General features: G+C 34.4%; 15 protein-coding genes. 8 read left to right on the top strand and 7 right to left on the bottom strand.

What is annotated here, in order from left to right; all coding sequences use genetic code 11:
• Positions 1-78: 78 nt before the first annotated feature.
• The 4 genes from OEA66_RS14035 to hemE all read left to right on the top strand — a co-directional run bounded on the left by OEA66_RS14035 (position 79) and on the right by hemE (position 3,224).
• The gene (locus OEA66_RS14035; protein ID WP_267281963.1) at positions 79-660 is read left to right on the top strand and encodes a DUF1287 domain-containing protein; all 582 of its coding nucleotides are present in this window, start codon (positions 79-81) and stop codon (positions 658-660) included.
• Positions 661-666: 6 nt separating this feature from the next.
• The gene (locus tag OEA66_RS14030; RefSeq protein ID WP_267281962.1) at positions 667-1,329 is read left to right on the top strand and encodes a peptidoglycan recognition protein family protein; all 663 of its coding nucleotides are present in this window, start codon (positions 667-669) and stop codon (positions 1,327-1,329) included.
• A 137-nt stretch (positions 1,330-1,466) separates the two neighbouring features.
• The gene (locus tag OEA66_RS14025; RefSeq protein ID WP_267281961.1) at positions 1,467-2,153 is read left to right on the top strand and encodes a uroporphyrinogen-III synthase; all 687 of its coding nucleotides are present in this window, start codon (positions 1,467-1,469) and stop codon (positions 2,151-2,153) included.
• 39 nt (positions 2,154-2,192) lie between these two features.
• Complete coding sequence (gene hemE, locus OEA66_RS14020) at positions 2,193-3,224, top strand: uroporphyrinogen decarboxylase (protein ID WP_267281960.1); 1,032 nt, start codon at positions 2,193-2,195, stop codon at positions 3,222-3,224.
• 82 nt (positions 3,225-3,306) lie between these two features.
• Here the strand turns inward: hemE and OEA66_RS14015 are convergent, their stop codons facing one another.
• From OEA66_RS14015 to OEA66_RS13985, 7 genes are all read right to left on the bottom strand, one after another.
• On the bottom strand, positions 3,307-3,939 hold the full coding sequence (locus OEA66_RS14015; RefSeq protein ID WP_267281959.1) for an NAD(P)H-dependent oxidoreductase: 633 nt from the start codon (positions 3,937-3,939) through the stop codon (positions 3,307-3,309).
• Between the two features lie 152 nt (positions 3,940-4,091).
• On the bottom strand, positions 4,092-5,210 hold the full coding sequence (locus OEA66_RS14010; protein ID WP_267281958.1) for a retropepsin-like aspartic protease: 1,119 nt from the start codon (positions 5,208-5,210) through the stop codon (positions 4,092-4,094).
• Positions 5,211-5,253: 43 nt separating this feature from the next.
• Positions 5,254-6,474, bottom strand: a complete 1,221-nt coding sequence (locus OEA66_RS14005) for an aminotransferase class V-fold PLP-dependent enzyme (RefSeq protein ID WP_267281957.1) — start codon at positions 6,472-6,474, stop codon at positions 5,254-5,256.
• Positions 6,475-6,634: 160 nt separating this feature from the next.
• Complete coding sequence (locus tag OEA66_RS14000; RefSeq protein WP_267281956.1) at positions 6,635-7,273, bottom strand: 50S ribosomal protein L25/general stress protein Ctc; 639 nt, start codon at positions 7,271-7,273, stop codon at positions 6,635-6,637.
• A 56-nt stretch (positions 7,274-7,329) separates the two neighbouring features.
• Complete coding sequence (locus OEA66_RS13995) at positions 7,330-8,268, bottom strand: ribose-phosphate pyrophosphokinase (RefSeq protein WP_267281955.1); 939 nt, start codon at positions 8,266-8,268, stop codon at positions 7,330-7,332.
• An 83-nt stretch (positions 8,269-8,351) separates the two neighbouring features.
• Complete coding sequence (locus OEA66_RS13990; RefSeq protein ID WP_267281954.1) at positions 8,352-9,788, bottom strand: SGNH/GDSL hydrolase family protein; 1,437 nt, start codon at positions 9,786-9,788, stop codon at positions 8,352-8,354.
• Between the two features lie 9 nt (positions 9,789-9,797).
• A complete protein-coding gene (locus tag OEA66_RS13985) occupies positions 9,798-11,036 on the bottom strand; it encodes an OmpP1/FadL family transporter (RefSeq protein ID WP_267281953.1) in 1,239 nt (412 codons plus the stop codon).
• Between the two features lie 277 nt (positions 11,037-11,313).
• Between OEA66_RS13985 and OEA66_RS13980 the strand changes: the two genes are divergently transcribed.
• The 4 genes from OEA66_RS13980 to OEA66_RS13965 all read left to right on the top strand — a co-directional run bounded on the left by OEA66_RS13980 (position 11,314) and on the right by OEA66_RS13965 (position 17,228).
• Positions 11,314-12,765, top strand: a complete 1,452-nt coding sequence (locus OEA66_RS13980) for a PSP1 domain-containing protein (protein WP_267281952.1) — start codon at positions 11,314-11,316, stop codon at positions 12,763-12,765.
• Positions 12,758-13,219, top strand: coding sequence for a gliding motility lipoprotein GldH (locus tag OEA66_RS13975; protein ID WP_267281951.1), 462 nt, complete (start codon positions 12,758-12,760; stop codon positions 13,217-13,219). The genes OEA66_RS13980 and OEA66_RS13975 overlap by 8 nt, the downstream gene beginning before the upstream one ends.
• Before the next feature lie 6 nt (positions 13,220-13,225).
• The gene (locus OEA66_RS13970; protein ID WP_267281950.1) at positions 13,226-15,610 is read left to right on the top strand and encodes a penicillin-binding protein 1A; all 2,385 of its coding nucleotides are present in this window, start codon (positions 13,226-13,228) and stop codon (positions 15,608-15,610) included.
• A gap of 76 nt (positions 15,611-15,686) precedes the next feature.
• The gene (locus tag OEA66_RS13965; protein ID WP_267281949.1) at positions 15,687-17,228 is read left to right on the top strand and encodes a protein adenylyltransferase SelO; all 1,542 of its coding nucleotides are present in this window, start codon (positions 15,687-15,689) and stop codon (positions 17,226-17,228) included.
• The last annotated feature ends 52 nt before the right edge of the window (positions 17,229-17,280 follow it).

Here is a 17,280-nt window from a genome sequence, read left to right as displayed (position 1 = left end):
TATATTTAAAATATCTTCCTGTTTAAATTTAATTTTTGAACTTTACGGAACCAACATGAAGTTCAAAATTTTAAAACAATGAAAAAGTACTTTTCAATATTCATTTTTCTGTTTTTTGCTTTTACAGCAAATGCGCAAAATCAGTTTGCGCAAAAACTTTCTGATGCAGCTTTAAGTTTAACCAAAGACAGAGTTACTTATGACCCAGCATATGTTTCGATTAAATATCCCAATGGCGATGTAGCTGCAGACAAGGGAGTTTGCACTGATGTCATCATCAGAGCATATAGAAAACTGGGGATCGATTTACAAAAAGAAGTACATGAAGATATGAAGAAGAATTTTTCTAAATATCCTAAAAAATTCGGTTTGAAAAAACCAGATACAAATATCGACCATAGACGAGTTCCCAATTTGCAAGTTTTCTTTGCAAAATTTGGCAAATCAAAACCAACAGATCAAAACCCTGCATCCTACGTTCCGGGAGATATTGTAACCTGGCTTTTGCCTGGAAATTTAACGCACATTGGAATTGTTGTGAATAAAAAATCAGCGGACGGAAAAAGATATTTAATTGTTCATAACATCGGAGCTGGACAAGTTTTGGAAGACTGCTTGTTTAAATTTGACATTACCGGACATTATCAATATTCAAAATAATTAAATATGAAGAAGGTAATTTTCGCTCTTTTTTTATTGGTTTTAAATTTCGGTTCTGCACAAAATTTGGGTTTAAAAATTATTGAAAAACCTATCAATTATTCGGCAGAAAGAGTGGCTTTAAGTTTAGAATACTTAAAAGATCATCATGGATTAACCCAAAAAACACCTACAATTGTTCCTAAAATGATTGTTCTTCATTACACTGCAGGCGGAACGGTCGAAAGTAATTTTAAATATTTCAACAAAACCCATCTCGAAAGTGCCAGAAATACTTTAAAAAAACAAAGCACATTAAATGTTTCTTCACAATACATTATCGACCGCGACGGAACTATTTATCAATTGATGGAACCAACTCAATTTGCAAGGCATACGATTGGTTTAAATTATTGCGCTATCGGTGTTGAAAACATCGGAAGTAAACAACAACCGCTTACCGAGAAACAGGTTGAAGCCAATGCGCAATTGGTAAGATATTTAACTCAAAAATATAAAATTGACTATTTAATCGGGCATTCCGAATACGGAGTTTTCAGAAAGTCTAAACTTTGGAAAGAATCAGACCCTAAATATTTCACAGGAAAAGAAGATCCGGGAAAAGATTTTATGAATAAGGTAAGATTAAAAGTCGCTGATTTAAAATTAAAAGATAAACCAATCAATTAATTTTACCTCTGAAAATAATTAAATTTTGTAGTCTTTACTGAGTGAAAAGCCTTTGCGAACTAAAAAATATTTTCAATAATTTAAAAGAAAAATCTTTGCGACCTTTGCGTTAAAAATATTCTCAACCAAACTAAATAATGAACATTTTATTTACCAAAAAATTAGACCCAAAATACATCTCCGAAAAATTAGGAAATGATATTTCGGTTGAATGCATTGAGGTAATAAAAACAAGGTCAATTCCTGTAAAAAGTTTTGATTTAAAAAACAGGTCTTTAATTTTCACAAGCTTAAACGGAGTGAAATCTTTTTTTGAAAACGGTTTTAAACCTAACGAAGATTTCACAGCAAAAAATTATAATAAAATCTACTGCGTCGGCAAAAAAACAAAGAGAGAACTTCGAAAAAATGGTTTCGGAACTTTTAAGGTTTTAAAAAATGCAGAAACACTTTCAAAATTTATCATTGAAAACTGTGTTCACGAAAAATTCATTCATTTTTGTGCAAATTTGGCGATAGATGTTTTAGATATTGAACTTCCGTTGCAAAATATTCAGTACAAAAAAGTTACTGTTTATGATACAGAAGAACTGAATCCAATAATTACTGAAAAATACCAAGCAATTGTTTTTTTCAGTCCGAGCGGAGTTCGTAGTTTTGCGAAAAATAATTCTCTGGAAAATGTTATCCTTTTTTCTATTGGAGAAACTACTTCTAAAGAATTAAAAAAACATACAAAATCTGAGATTTTCACAAGCAAAGAAAATACTCTTTTAAATTTATTGTCGGTAATCAGAAATAGGTCTAAGGAAAATTTAGCCTAAAACAAGTAACTGAAAACCAACAACAATCACCTAAAAATTATGATTAAAAACGACTTATATTTAAAAGCACTTCAAGGAGAAACCGTAGAAAGACCTCCGGTTTGGATGATGAGACAGGCAGGAAGATATTTACCCGAATTTATAGCACTTCGTGATAAATACGATTTTTTCACAAGATGTCAAACTCCAGAATTGGCATCGGAAATTACGGTTCAGCCTATCAGAAGATTTCCTTTAGACGCGGCGATTTTATTTTCAGATATTTTGGTGGTTCCCCAAGCGATGGGAATTGATTTCAAAATGAAAGAATCTGTCGGACCTTGGTTGGATGAACCAATCAGAACTGCGGAACAAGTTGATAACATTGTCGTTCCGGATGTAAATGAGACTTTAGGCTACGTTTTCGATGCAATAGAAATGACTTTGGATAAGTTGGATAACGAAATTCCATTGATTGGATTCGCAGGTTCACCTTGGACGATTTTATGTTACTGTATTGAAGGAAAGGGTTCAAAAGATTTTAATATTGCTAAATCTTTCTGTTTCCTACAAACCGAAGCCGCACACAAATTGTTACAGAAAATCACAGATACAACCATTGCTTATTTGAAGAGAAAAGTTGAAAAAGGTGTTTCTGCAGTTCAGGTGTTCGATTCTTGGGGCGGAATGCTTTCTCCGGCAGATTATAATGAATTTTCTTGGCAATATATCAATCAGATTGTTGAAGCATTAAGCCCGTTGACACACGTTATAGTTTTCGGAAAAGGATGCTGGTTTGCTTTGGAAGAGATGACCATGGCGCCGGTTTCGGCTTTGGGAGTTGACTGGACCATTAAGCCGGAATTTGCAAGAACTTTGACGAATCACACCATGACGCTTCAGGGAAATTTTGATCCTGCAAGATTACATTCTACACCTGAAACAATCAAGAAGATGGTGAATGAAATGATTAACCGTTTTGGTAAAGACAGATACATCGCCAATTTAGGACACGGAATTTTACCTAATATTCCGGTGGAAAATGCTGAGGCTTTTATTAGAGCTGTGGTGGATTGGAAGCCTACAATTTAATCTCTACATGATTTTAGAAATAAATAAAATCCCTTTCAAAGTTATTTTGAAAGGGATTTTCTATGAAGAAAAAAATTAGCTGTTAGTTCAGTTCTGTGATGAAATCTTCTTTTGATTTTCTCACTTTGGCAAGGTTTACCAACCAATCATTTTCAGAATTTCTGTATCCGATTGGTAAGAGAAGAACGCTTCTTAAACCTTTATCCTTTAAATTTAAAATTTTGTCAACTTCTTCTGGCGAAAAACCTTCCATTGGCGTAGAATCTAATCCTTCGAAAGCTGCTGCAATAATTGCCGCACTGAAAGAAATATATGCTTGTTTTGCTGCGTGAGTAAAGTTTTCTTCAGCCGGTCTTGGAGGATACATTGCCAAAATTTGCTGTCTGTAATTTTCCCAACCTTCGTTTTTAAAACCTCTTATTTCGTTCGTTAAATCAAACATTTTATTGATTCTTTCTTCCGTATAATTGTCCCAAGCTGCAAAAACCAAAAGATGTGAACAATCTGTAATTTGTGGCTGATTCCAAGCGTGAGGTCTTATTTGTTCCTTAATTTCCTGATTGCTGATTACAATCACTTCAAAAGGCTGCAAACCGCTTGATGTAGGCGCTAATCTTGCAGCTTCTAATATTTTATCTATTTTTTCCTGAGGCACTTTTTGCCCATTCATTGCTTTTGTTGCAAATCTCCAGTTTAATTTTTCTAATAATTCCATGAATTGAATAAATTTTACGGGACAAAATTAGATCAAACAATAATTAAAAACCGCATTAAAAAGGCAATTTGAACAATCGTTAAAATCTATAATGTAACAAAACACATTACAGAAACAATCAATTGATGATTTGGATAAATTGTAAACTAAAATTAATTTAAATATTGTAAAATATTTTTCTTTTCGAGTCTAAACTCTTTTCCGGATTCGTTTTGAATGGTCATAATTTGACCATTATCCATCATTTTTTTGATTTCACAGAAGTTTTCAAGACTCATTTTTGAAGCATCAATATTGTTAACTTTGATAATCTTATCGCCAACATTTAATTCAGATAATTGAGGGATTTTGAGTTGATTCACAATAACCAAATGGTTTTCAGCGGGAGCAAAAGAAATTCCGAAACTATTATATTCAGGAATTTTGCCTGTTGTATTTAAAATGATTTTTTTAGAAATAAAATCCAAATCGACGATATAATTTTCCATAAATCTCGTTCCAACCAAATTTCGGGAATCATTACTATTATCAATAACCTGATTGCCTAAAACAGTATTATTAATCTCAACTTCCATCATATCAAGTTGTTTTTCGCCTTTACTCACACTATTTAATGATTGAGACAGAAGTCCTTCAAAAGTCAGAAAATTATTGTCTCTTATTAAATTATATGAATTTGAATCTAAAGTAAAACCCGAACCGGCTCCTGTATCAAAAAAAACATTGAAATTTCGTTTTCTTATAGTAACATTTATAGTCGGAACATGAGTAAAATTTTCTTCAGAAAAAGAAATTGATACAGATTGGGCAGAATTTTCAGTTGATTTATCTGAAACAATAATCTTTTTAGCTTTAAAATCAATTCGCCAAACCTTATTATTCATCATATTGGCTCCGAAAATCCCACTGATTTTTTTACACGCACGAGAATCCATCCAGCTAATATCAGCAAATGAAAAATCTACATTTTTAAATTTCAAATCAGAAACCTTCAACTCATTGGTTGAGAAAAGATCCATTGTAGATTTGGAGTTGTTGGCGTCTGTAGCTTCAAAAATGATGGTGCTTTTCTTTTCATTCAACGAACCTTTTAGTTCAGAAGAAATTATCGTTAAAGCACCGGTATCAAAAATAAAATTGTGCTTCTTATTTTTAATATCCACATTGATGATTATTTTCCCGTCGATATACTCAAAAGGAATGGTCGTTGCATAAAAAAACAACGGAAACAGCAATAATACGAAGGCGTAAAAAATTTTATATCTCATCATTAAAAAAAATAAAGACTGCTTCATAGAAACAGTCTGTTAATTATTAGGAAAGCATTTTCTGTGCTTTTTTCACACCTTCAACCAATAAATCAATCTCATTAAAGGTATTGTAAACCGCAAAACTTGCACGAACGGTTCCTGCAATATTGAAGAAATCCATAATCGGTTGTGTACAGTGATGTCCGGTTCTTACCGCAATGCCCATTTTATCGAGAATCATCCCCACATCTGAAGAAATACCAACTCCTTCAAGGTTAAATGAAACAACTCCCGTTCTGTACGCTTTTTCACCATATACTTTTAAGCCTTCGATTTCTAATAATTGTTTTTGTGCATATTCAAGCAAAGCATTTTCATGATTCTGAATATTTTGTTGTCCAACTTTATTAATAAAATCTACAGCGGCTCCCAAAGCGATATTCCCACCAACATTTGGTGTTCCGGCTTCATATTTAAAAGGTAAACCTGCGTACGTGGTTCCATCGAACGAACATACGGCAATCATTTCGCCACCACCATGAAAAGGTGGTAAATCTTCAAGAATTTCTTGTTTCCCGTACAGAATTCCGGTTCCCATTGGAGCGTACATTTTATGTCCTGAAAAAACGAAGAAATCACAGTCTAATTTCTGAACATCAATCGTAAAATGCGGAGCAGATTGTGCACCATCGATTACAATATAAGCATCTGAATTTGCTCTGGTCTTGGCAATAATTTCTTCAACAGGATTTACAATTCCTAGAGCATTTGAAACCTGATTTACAGAAACTACTTTTGTTTTTTCGCTTAAAAACTGGTCTAAATAATCTAACTGAAGAATCCCATTCTCATCAATTGGGATAACACGAAGTTTCGCTCCCGTTCTTTCGCAAAGTAATTGCCAGGGAACGATATTGGAATGATGCTCCAAATAAGAAATAATAATCTCATCATCTTTTTTTAATTTTGATGTTAAAATATAAGAGATAAGGTTTAAACCTTCTGTAGTTCCTTTGGTGAAAATAACTTCAAAATCATTTTTAGCATTAATAAATTTCTGGATTTTTCTTCTTGAAAGTTCCATTTCTTCGGTCGCTAACTGACTTAAAGTATGAATTCCGCGATGTACATTAGCATTAAGCTCTTTGTAATATTTTTCCCAAACTTCTAAAACGGAATTCGGTTTCTGAGATGTAGCCGCATTATCTAAGTAAACCAGTGGTTTACCGTTCACTTCCTTATTTAATATAGAAAACTGACTTCTTATTTCCTGAATGTCAAACATTTATTAAAATTTTAATTAAAACGTCCTTTATTTAGAACCCATCAAATTTACGGCTTTTTTCTGAAAGCGTTTGATGCTTACAACCATAATAGATTTAATCTAAAAACAAAAAAACCTGCCAAAAAATTGACAGGTTAATGTATTTCGAGTAAGAAAATTCTTATTCTGCTGCTGCTTCAGTTGCAGGAGCTTCTCCTTCAGTTGCAACTTCTTCCTCATCATCATCATCCTGAGCTGCTGCACCACCTTTCGCTGCATTTCTAGACATTTTAACAGCTACAACAACTGCATTGTCTGGGTGCATGAAAGTGTAACCTTCAGCTTTGATAGTTCCTACATAAAGTTTGTTACCAATTTTAAGAGAAGTAATATCAACAACTACCTCATCTGGCAAGTTTGCAGGGATAGCTTTTACTTTCAACTTTCTGAAAGTTTGACGTAGAACACCACCAGCTACAACACCTTTAGAACGACCAGTAATTCTTACAGGAACTTCCATAACCACTGGCTTATCGTCAGCTAATCTGTAGAAGTCTGCGTGAATAATTTTGTCTGTAATTGGGTGGAACTGAATATCCTGAAGAACTGCAGGAATTACCTGTCCGTCAACTTCAATAGATACCGTGTGTGCTTCAGGAGTATATACCAAACCTTTGAATGCTTTCTCTAAAGCAGAGAAGTTCAATGGCTCACCACCTCCGTAAACAACACAAGGAACTAATTCAGCATCACGTAAAGCTTTTGTCGACTTTTTGCCCACGCTTTCTCTTTTTGTACCTTGAATTGTAATAGATTTCATTATAAATAATTTAAAAAAATTGTCTCGATTTTAATTTGCAAATAATTAATTATCAATTAGATAACAAATTTACTACTAATTGATTGATGCTCGTGCACCATCTTCATAACATCAGCAAATAATGGGGCGCAAGATAGCACTTTTATTTTAGATGACAAATTAGTTTTTACAGGAATTGAGTCAGTTACAATAACTTCCAACAATTGAGAGTTCTCAATATTCTCATAAGCCTTTCCTGAAAGAACACCGTGAGTAGCCATTGCTCTTACAGATTTTGCTCCTTTTTCCATTAAAATACCTGCAGCTTTACAAAGTGTTCCTGCGGTATCAATCATGTCATCGATAAGAATTACGTTTTTACCTTCCACATCCCCAATAAGGAACATTTCTTCTATTACGTTTGCTTTTTTTCTTTCTTTGTAAGCAATTACAACGTCTGCACCTAAGTGACCTGCATAGTTTTTCGCTCTTTTTGCACCACCCATATCCGGAGATGCGATGGTCAAATTATCAAGATTCATATCTCTGATGTAATCTACAAATATTGTAGAAGCATAAAGATGATCAACAGGAATTTCAAAGAACCCTTGAATTTGATCTGCGTGTAGATCCATAGTCATAATTCTAGTTGCTCCGGCAGCAGTTAAAAGATTTGCCACCAATTTTGCTCCGATAGGTGCTCTTGGCTTATCTTTTCTGTCTTGTCTTGCAAGTCCAAAATATGGAAGTACTACGGTAATACTTTTTGCAGAAGCTCTTTTTGATGCGTCAATCATTAAAAGAAGCTCCAAAAGATTGTCTGCCGGCGGAAATGTAGAAGCAATTAGGAAAACCCTTCCTCCTCTTACAGATTCGTCTAGCACAGGTTCAAATTCACCATCACTGAACTCCTGAATGATGATTTTCCCTAATTCTTTCCCATAGTAATGGGCAATTTTTTCTGCTAGCTCCTTACTAGTTCTTGTCGAAAATAGATAACTTTGTTGCTCGGCCATTTTTACTTTTTAGATTTTGCAAATTTAAAAAAAAACCACAAGAATCAATCCTGTGGTTTCTAAGTTTTTATACTTTCTGAATATTAAGGGAATGTTACCCCTGAATATTTATTGACATCTACCTGTGGTAAAGTCGATCTGTATTTTTTGTTAATTGACTTGATAAATTCATTGGCAACGATAGCATACCCTCTACCAGTAAGGTGAACCCCATCTAAAGAGAACGATCCTCCGGTAACGAAAGTTGCGGTATATTTAACTCCATTCCAAGAAATTCCTGATTTAGAATTAAGTTCTATCATTTTTTCATTCATATCAACAAATGCTAAACCTTTAGAATCTGCCAAACTTCTGATTGTTGTATTATAAGCTGCTGTTGCGGTTAATACTTTAGCCGCTTCAGCTTCAGTTAATACTAATTTATCTTCCAAAGGAACAGAAGTACCACCTCCGGCTTGAGGAGTTAGCACCGTACTTGCAGTTAATAAAATATAATCTTTTGATGTTGTTTGTCTGTATTTTGGTAAACCAGGAACGGTTGACAAATCTTTATCTGCGATAACAGCTCCATTTGCTACAGCTCCAGCAACAAATTTGATTAATCTTTTCTGATATTCAGCATCGTTAATTGCTCCTAAAGATTTTGCCTGAGCAAGACCTGCATTGTAAGTAGCATAAGCTGTGTTCAGCTGAGAAACTTGCGCGTCTGTAAGATTTGTAAGCGGCATTGCCGGAACTCTAGTGAAAAACGGCACATTAGTAACATTAGGAATATTTGCAACAATCCCTTTTCTTGTAGTTCCTGTAGGAAAAACAGTGTTTATTAGGGTTGTATAAGTATTGGTAAAACCTACACCAACTGCTCCATCAACTGGAGTAATAGGGTTTGACCCATCTCCTCCTGAAGTTGCATATCCTAAAACATCATTATTCCCAATCCATAAAGATACAAAAGTAGGATTTTGAGCTAAAGCATCACTAACAACAGAAGCCGTTGCAGATGAAGCAAACCTTACGAAATAAGGATTTGCAAGCCCAAATGGAAGACCTGCAGAATTCCCATATCCGGCTGCTAATAAATGTGAAACTTTTGCTCCGGGAACTCCCATATTTTGGTAAGGTCTTCCTGCTGCAACATTATCTAAAGCTGCTGCAGGATTATTTGGAACAGGACTCAAAGCTCCGTTCACCATTTTAAGTTCAAGTTTTCCAGGAAAACCAGTTATTCCAATGAAACCACCGACATTATTCGGCATTAAAGGTTGTTTAAACTCTCCTCCTCCGGCAAGTCTCATTTGTTGAGCAATCATGCTTGGAAAAGATTCGTTTTGTCCGCCAGAATAAAGAGCACCGTCTCTGTAACCTGAAGTAAGTGAATTTCCTAAAGAAATAAATTTCGAGAAATCTGCCTCACCTTTTGTTACAACGATATCTTCTACGTCAGTATCAAAATCTGTATTACAACTTACTGTGAAAAGCATTGCAGAAACAGCGATTGTAGATATTATTATTTTTTTCATAATTTAAAATTAAAAAGCATTATAAGATAAACCTAGACCAAAATAGAATGCTTTAGCCTTTGCCTGACCATAAAAACCTAACGTTTTATTATTTACATCTCTGCTCTGTGGCATTACATAACCTCCTGCAACATCAACTCCGAATTTATTAAGTTTAAATCCTAAACCTCCCGTTAAAACAAAAGAATCGAAAGATGGAGTTTCCGGAATAAAGTTATCATCTGAATAAGGAGATTCATCGTAATAAGCTCCCAAACGACCAAAAATCATATTAGAAAATGCATATTGAGTTCCTAATCTTACTGTTTTTGAGTTTCTAAAGTTTTTTGGAGATACCAAAATTGTAGGATCTGTTTGGTTTCCGATTGGAGCATTAGCAAAATCTAAAGTAAGCTTGCTATATCTTTCCCATCCGTGATAATTGAAGTCTGCAGAAATTAACCATTTTGGGGTTACTTTATACGTCATACCAATTGTATATTCTGACACCAATGGCAAAGTTGCCGTGAAACCATCTTGTCCCGCTGCATTTAAACCTAAAAGTGTATTTACTGTATTTTGTGCAGGAACCGTAAATGTTGCTGTTCCTTTTTTAGCTTTCATATCAACTGGCGAACGATAAGCAATACTTACATCAAATTTCGGATCTGGTCTGAAATAAAACCCGAAACCGTAACCATGACCACTTGCTTTCTCATCATTAATATTAACTGTTCCTCCAAATTGTGTAACAGCTTTATCCCAGTTCACTTTTCCTCTTGCATAAATATAGCTTACTCCAAACGACATCCAATCTGCCATTTTATACGAAACCATGGGTTGGAAATAGAAACTTTTCAATTCAAGTTTTTGCACCATTTCTCTACCTTCCCAATCATAAGGATATTGAATTGTACTTCCAAAAGGTGTTGAAAAACTGAAACCGACAGACAATTTTTCCATTGGCTTATACGCTATTGCAGCATAAATAGGCGTCCCCATCGGGTTATCTGTTTCTGTACTATTTAAAGTATTTAAATTCTGAAAAGTAACTTTATTACTTGCTCCGAAACCTCCTGCAACAATACTTAGTTTAGAAGGAATGAATGAAATACCTGCGGGATTAAAGAATGCAACACTCGCATCTTCAGCATGTGCACTGGTGTGCGCCATTGCCAATTGTTTCACCCCCTGCAGAGAAACTCTAAAGCCTCCTGCATAAGACAAAACTCCAGCCAATAAGGCAGTTGATACTAATATTTTTTTCATAGACTATTATTATATAACCCAAATATAAAATTATTTTAGATACACCTGTTAATAAATCTTAAATTTTTAAACTAACACTCAAAAGAAAACTATGTTTAAAATAACACCTTAACCATAAAATAAAATAACAGACTCAAAAACAACCAATTAAATTGAAAACTTTCACACACCATCAATCATGTTTAATATTAAACATTTTGAAAAATTAATATTTACTACATTTGGAATTGTATAAAGATAAAAATCAATAAATTTGCAAGATTAAACAAATTATAATATGAGTTGTGGATGCAAAACATCCGGCGATTCTGCACATTCTTGCGGAACTAAATCTGCGAATGGCTGTGAAAGTGTAAATACCTGCGGTAATAGTTATAAATTAAGTGTTTTCGATTGGCTGTCTAACGTACAAAACCCTACTCAAAACAGGTGTGATTTTGTAGAAGTTAGATTTAAAAATGACAGAAAATTATTTTATAAAAATGTAAATAATATTCCTTTACATATAGGTAGCGTTGTAACAGTAGAATCTAGTCCGGGACATGATGTGGGCGTAGTAAGCCTCACCGGTGAATTAGTGAAAATTCAGATGAAGAAAAAAAGAGCTTCAGAAGAAAACCCACTTAAAATATATAGACTAGCCAACCAAAAAGACATTGAAGTTTGGCAGGAAGCCCGAAAAAAAGAGGAAAATGTAAAAATTGAAGCCCGAAAAATTTCACACAGAATAGGTCTTGAAATGAAGATTACCGATGTGGAATATCAGGGTGATTCCTCTAAAGTTACTTTTTATTACACTGCCGATAATCGTATTGATTTTAGGATGCTGATAAAAGAATTTGCAGGAGCTTTCCGCACAAAAATCGACATGAAACAAATCGGTTTCAGACAGGAAGCTGCAAAAATTGGTGGAATTGGATCTTGTGGAAGAGAACTTTGTTGTTCAACATGGTTAACCGACTTCAGATCTGTAAATACGAATGTTGCAAGATATCAGCAATTAAGCATTAATCCTCAAAAATTAGCCGGACAGTGCGGAAAATTGAAATGTTGTCTTAATTATGAATTAGACAGTTATCTTGATGCTTTGAGCCACTTCCCATCTTCATCAACAATGCTTGATACTGAAAAAGGAAGAGCTTTCTGTATAAAAATTGATGTTTTCAAAAAGAAAATGTGGTTTGCGTACGTAGACAGTTCAATGGCTTGGTATGATTTCGATGTTGATTTGGTTAAAAAAATGATCTCTCAAAATAAAAGAGGAGAAAAAACGTTACCTCTCGAAGATTTGAAACAGCCGGAACTTTCTGTGAAGACTGTAGATTTAATTCAGGAAAATAGCGTAGATCGTTTTGAAAAGAAAAACAGAGGTTTCAACAAAAACAGAAATCAAGGTCAGAATCAAAATCAAAACAGACCAAACAACAATCAAAATCAAGGACCTAGAAAATCTAGACCTGAAAATAATAGCGAAAGACCTGAGAGAAACGATAAAGGTGAAAGGCTAGAAAGACAGGAACGTCAACCACGACCTGAAAAATCTGTAAAGCCTAATCAAAACAATACTCAAAGACAACCAAAACCGCAACAGCAAAAGCCACAATCGGAGAAACCGCAACTGGAAAATGCTGCAACTGTAAATAACAATGCTGAGCAAAAACCTCAGAATCAACAACCGAAAAAGAAGTTTAAAAAGAAATTTCCTCCCAAAAAAGATAACGATGCATAAAATTTCAGGGCTTTTTCTCCTTATTTTTTTGGCAAGCTGTAATGCTTCCGGAGAAGACGTTATTATGAATAACGTTGATAATAAATGGAATAAGAAGACCGAACAAAAATTTAATCTTGAAATTTCGGATCCGCAAAATCCTAAAAACCTTATATTTGTTGTAAGAAATAACAATGATTATCCCTACAGTAATATAAGATTCATTGTAAATCTTACCAACCCGAAAACCAAAGCCAAGCAAATTGATACGCTGAACTATATTTTAGCAAAACCAAACGGAGAATGGCTTGGAACAGGATTTGGAGAAACGAAAGAAACTTTTTTTCAGTATAAACTGAATTATAAATTTCCGGATAAAGGCAATTATGAACTTTCTATTGCGCAGGCGATGAGAAACGACAACCTTCCCGGAATTGAAGACTTAGGTATAAAAGTAGAAACGGCTAAACCGTAATTATACATGGAAGAAAACAAACAAAATACAGGAAATAAGGGAAAAACTTTCCCGCTTCCTCCTAAAAAAAATGCTAAAAATTCCGCATGGAAAAGATGGGTAAAATTCATTTGGATTGGATTCATCGCAGTAGTTTTAGGTATTTCAGGGCTTTTCTTTGCAGTTTCCCAAGGTTTTCTTGGGGAAATGCCCGATGTGAAAGAGCTTGAAAATCCGGATATTTATGTTGCCTCTCAGATTTATTCTTCAGACGGAGTTCTTTTAGGAAAATTTGAAAAAGAAAAGACACAACCCGTTACTTATAAAGAATTACCCCCTTATTTGATTTATGCACTTCAGGCAAAAGAAGATGAGCGTTTTAAGGAACATTCTGGTATTGATTTAAAATCAATTTTAAGAGCAATAAGATATGGTGGTGACCGAGGTGGAGGTTCTACGATTACCCAACAGTTGGCAAAACTTTTATTTACAAAAGAGCCTTCAAAAAATCCTGCTAAAAGAGCTATTCAAAAGCTTAAAGAATGGGTGGTTGCTGTAAGTTTAGAAAAGAGATATACCAAAGAAGAAATCATCACTTTATACTTCAATAAGTTTGATTTCACGCACAATGCCAATGGTATAGAAATGGCATCTAGAATTTATTTTAACAAATCTGCTTCACAGCTAACGCTTCCTGAAGCTGCAATATTTGTTTCTATGCTGGAAGCTCCTAACGCAAACAACCCGCTTAGAGACAATACATCAAGACCAAAGGACAGAAGAGATGTTGTATTGAAGCAAATGTTGGAAACGGGATATATCGATCAAGCAAATTATGATAAAGCTGTAGCAACCCCAATTAAAACAGATTATCACCCGATTAAAGATATTAATGACGATTATTCCGCATACTACAAATTTTATTTAAGAAAAGAGATAAATAAATATTTAGAGGATTATGAAAAAGAGACAGGTAAAAAACTAAATCTTTTCAAGGATGGTTTAAAAATATATGTTACTCTTGATTCCAAGATGCAGAAATATGCAGAAGACGCAATCAAAGAACATTTAACAGACCTTCAAAGAAGATTTGATTCAGAACAAAGAGGCAGAAAAGACTGGCCATTTTATAAGTTAAATAATAAGCAGATTGATAATATCATGATGCAGGCTGTCAAAAGAACAGGCCGTTACAAACAAATGGTAGCGGAAAACATGCCTGAAGATTCTATCATGATGGAATTTCACAAGCCTGTAAAAATGTCAAGGTTTACTTGGGCAGGTGAAGAAGAGGTCGAAATGAGTCCGTGGGACTCTATAAGATGGCACAAAAAAGTTGCACAGGCAGGATTAATGTCAATGGTTCCTGGAACTGGTGAAATAAAAGCTTGGGTTGGAGGAATCGATTGGCAACATTTCCAATACGATCACATTAAACAAGGAAAAAGACAGGTTGGTTCAACATTTAAGCCTTTCGTTTATGCAACAGCCATTATGAAATTAGGTTTAACACCTTGTTCTACAATATCGAATGCTTCTTACAGAAAAGGAACTTGGAATGTTGAAGGATCTGGAGGAATGTTAACTCTAAAAAATGCGTTAGCTCATTCAAAAAACCCGGTTGCGGTAAGATTAGCAGAAATGGTAGGAACCCAAAGTGTAATACAGACTGCAAGAGATTTAGGCGTAACTGAAGAAATTTCAACCAGTTTACCAATGGCGCTTGGTTCATCAGATATTACAATTTATGAAATGCTTGGAGCTTATAGTACTTTTGCCAATTACGGAAATTACAATAAACCCGAAATGGTTTGGAGAATTGAAGATGTGAACGGAAGAGTAATAAAAGAAGTGATTTCTGAACCTAAAGAAGTCATGAATCCTAATTACGCATACACCATGATTGAATTAATGAAAGGTGTTGCTGAATTTGGTACTGCATCTGGAGAATTAGGAAGGAGAGGAATTTCAAAAGCAGTGGAAATTGCCGGTAAAACAGGAACAACTCAGAATAACTCAGATGGTTGGTTTATGGGAATTACTCCCAAATTAGCAACCGGAGCATGGGTTGGATGGGAAGACAGAGCAACGCACTTCTTAGGAACCGGTGAAGGTCAAGGTGCAAAAATGGCACTACCAATTTGGGCAATCTTTATGAAAAAAGTTTGGGCTGATAAAAGTTTAAAAATATCTCCTGACGATAAATTCGTCAAACCTCTCGAATGGAAAGACGGTTGTAGCAACCTTCAAGGTTTAGGAGGAGGATATGGCGACGATGGCGGACTTCAGACTATTGATGACTTAAAAAACCCACGTCCTGCAGATAACGGATCGAAAAATAATTCAGGTAAAAAAGAAGAAAATGTAAATGAACATCTGAATACAAGTGAAGATATCGACTTTAACAAATAAATTTCTTTATAATTATCATAAGACCTTTCAATTATTGGAAGGTCTTTTTTTGTGATCTGTTTAATATCTTTGAACCATGAATATTGATAAAATCACCCAACCTTTCATTGAGATTTTTCCAGGAGATTTTTCAGGAAATACAATTCAGCGAAATACACCGAAAGTTTTGTTTTCAACTGTTGAACCCGTTGGTTTCGAAAATCCAGAATCCATTATTTTTAATGAAAAACTTTCAAAAGAAATCGGATTGGGAAAATTAGATGAAAAAGATTTCCAATTTTTAGCAGCAACGAATTTGCCTAAAAACATAAAAACTTACGCAACTGCCTATGCAGGTCACCAATTTGGAAATTGGGCAGGTCAACTTGGAGACGGGAGAGCAATTCTTGCCGGAGAAATCACAAACGAAGCCGGAGAAAAAAACGAAATTCAATGGAAAGGAGCTGGAGCAACGCCTTATTCTCGTCACGCAGATGGAAGAGCCGTTCTAAGGTCGTCTGTTCGTGAATATTTAATGAGCGAAGCCATGTTTCATTTGGGAGTTCCTACAACCAGAGCTTTAAGTTTGAGCCTTACAGGAGAAAATGTTGTACGCGATATGATGTACAGTGGAAATCCTCAAGAAGAAAAAGGTGCAGTCGTGGTAAGAACTGCAGAAAGTTTTCTTCGTTTTGGTCATTTTGAATTAATTTCCGCTCAAAAAGAAATCAATACATTGATTGACTTGGTTGATTTCACAGTTGAAAATTATTTTAAAAACATTAAATCTGAAGGCGAACAGAAATACAAAGACTTTTTCAGCGAAGTTTGTATAAGAACTGCAAATTTGATGGTTGAATGGTTTAGAGTTGGTTTTGTACACGGTGTAATGAATACTGACAATATGTCGATTTTAGGCTTAACAATCGATTACGGACCTTATTCTATGATGGATGGATATGATTTAAATTTCACTCCAAATACAACAGATTTGCCGGGAAGAAGATATGCTTTCGGAAAACAAGGCCAAATTTCTCAATGGAACCTTTGGCAATTGGCAAACTCACTTTTTCCTTTAGTTAAGGATGAAAAGTTTTTGGAAGAAACATTAAATCGTTATGGAAATTACTTTTGGGAAGCTCACGACAAAATGCTATGCAAAAAATTTGGTTTTGATGAACTGAAAAAAAGTGATGAAGAATTTTTTACCAATTGGCAAGGTTTAATGCAGGAACTTGAATTTGATTACAATCTATTTTTTAATCAATTGGAGAAAATTGACGATAATTCAAACTTTGAAAACTTCTTTTCAAAAGTTTCTTACGGAAATTTAGATGAAGCAAAACTTCAAAAACTTCAACATTTTATTGAAATATATCAATTAAGATTAAAAGAAAATATAATTTCGAGAAAAGAATCTTTAGATTTAATGAAGAAAAATAATCCGAAATTTATCCTTAGAAACTACCTTCTTTTTGAATGTATCGAGGAATTAAACATAGGAAAAACAGAAATGCTTGATGAATTGATTAAAGCTTTGGAAAATCCTTACGAAGAAATTTTCCCGGAATTTTCTGCAAAAAGACCTTCCGGATATGATGATGTTTCAGGATGCTCGATGTTGTCTTGTAGTTCTTAAATATAATTCAAAACCCATCTTTTCAGGTGGGTTTTTTATTTTACTTTTGCAA

This window comes from Chryseobacterium luquanense (genome assembly GCF_026460945.1).
In the GTDB taxonomy this organism is placed as follows: domain Bacteria; phylum Bacteroidota; class Bacteroidia; order Flavobacteriales; family Weeksellaceae; genus Chryseobacterium; species Chryseobacterium luquanense.
This window is presented reverse-complemented; position numbering and strand designations above follow the sequence as displayed.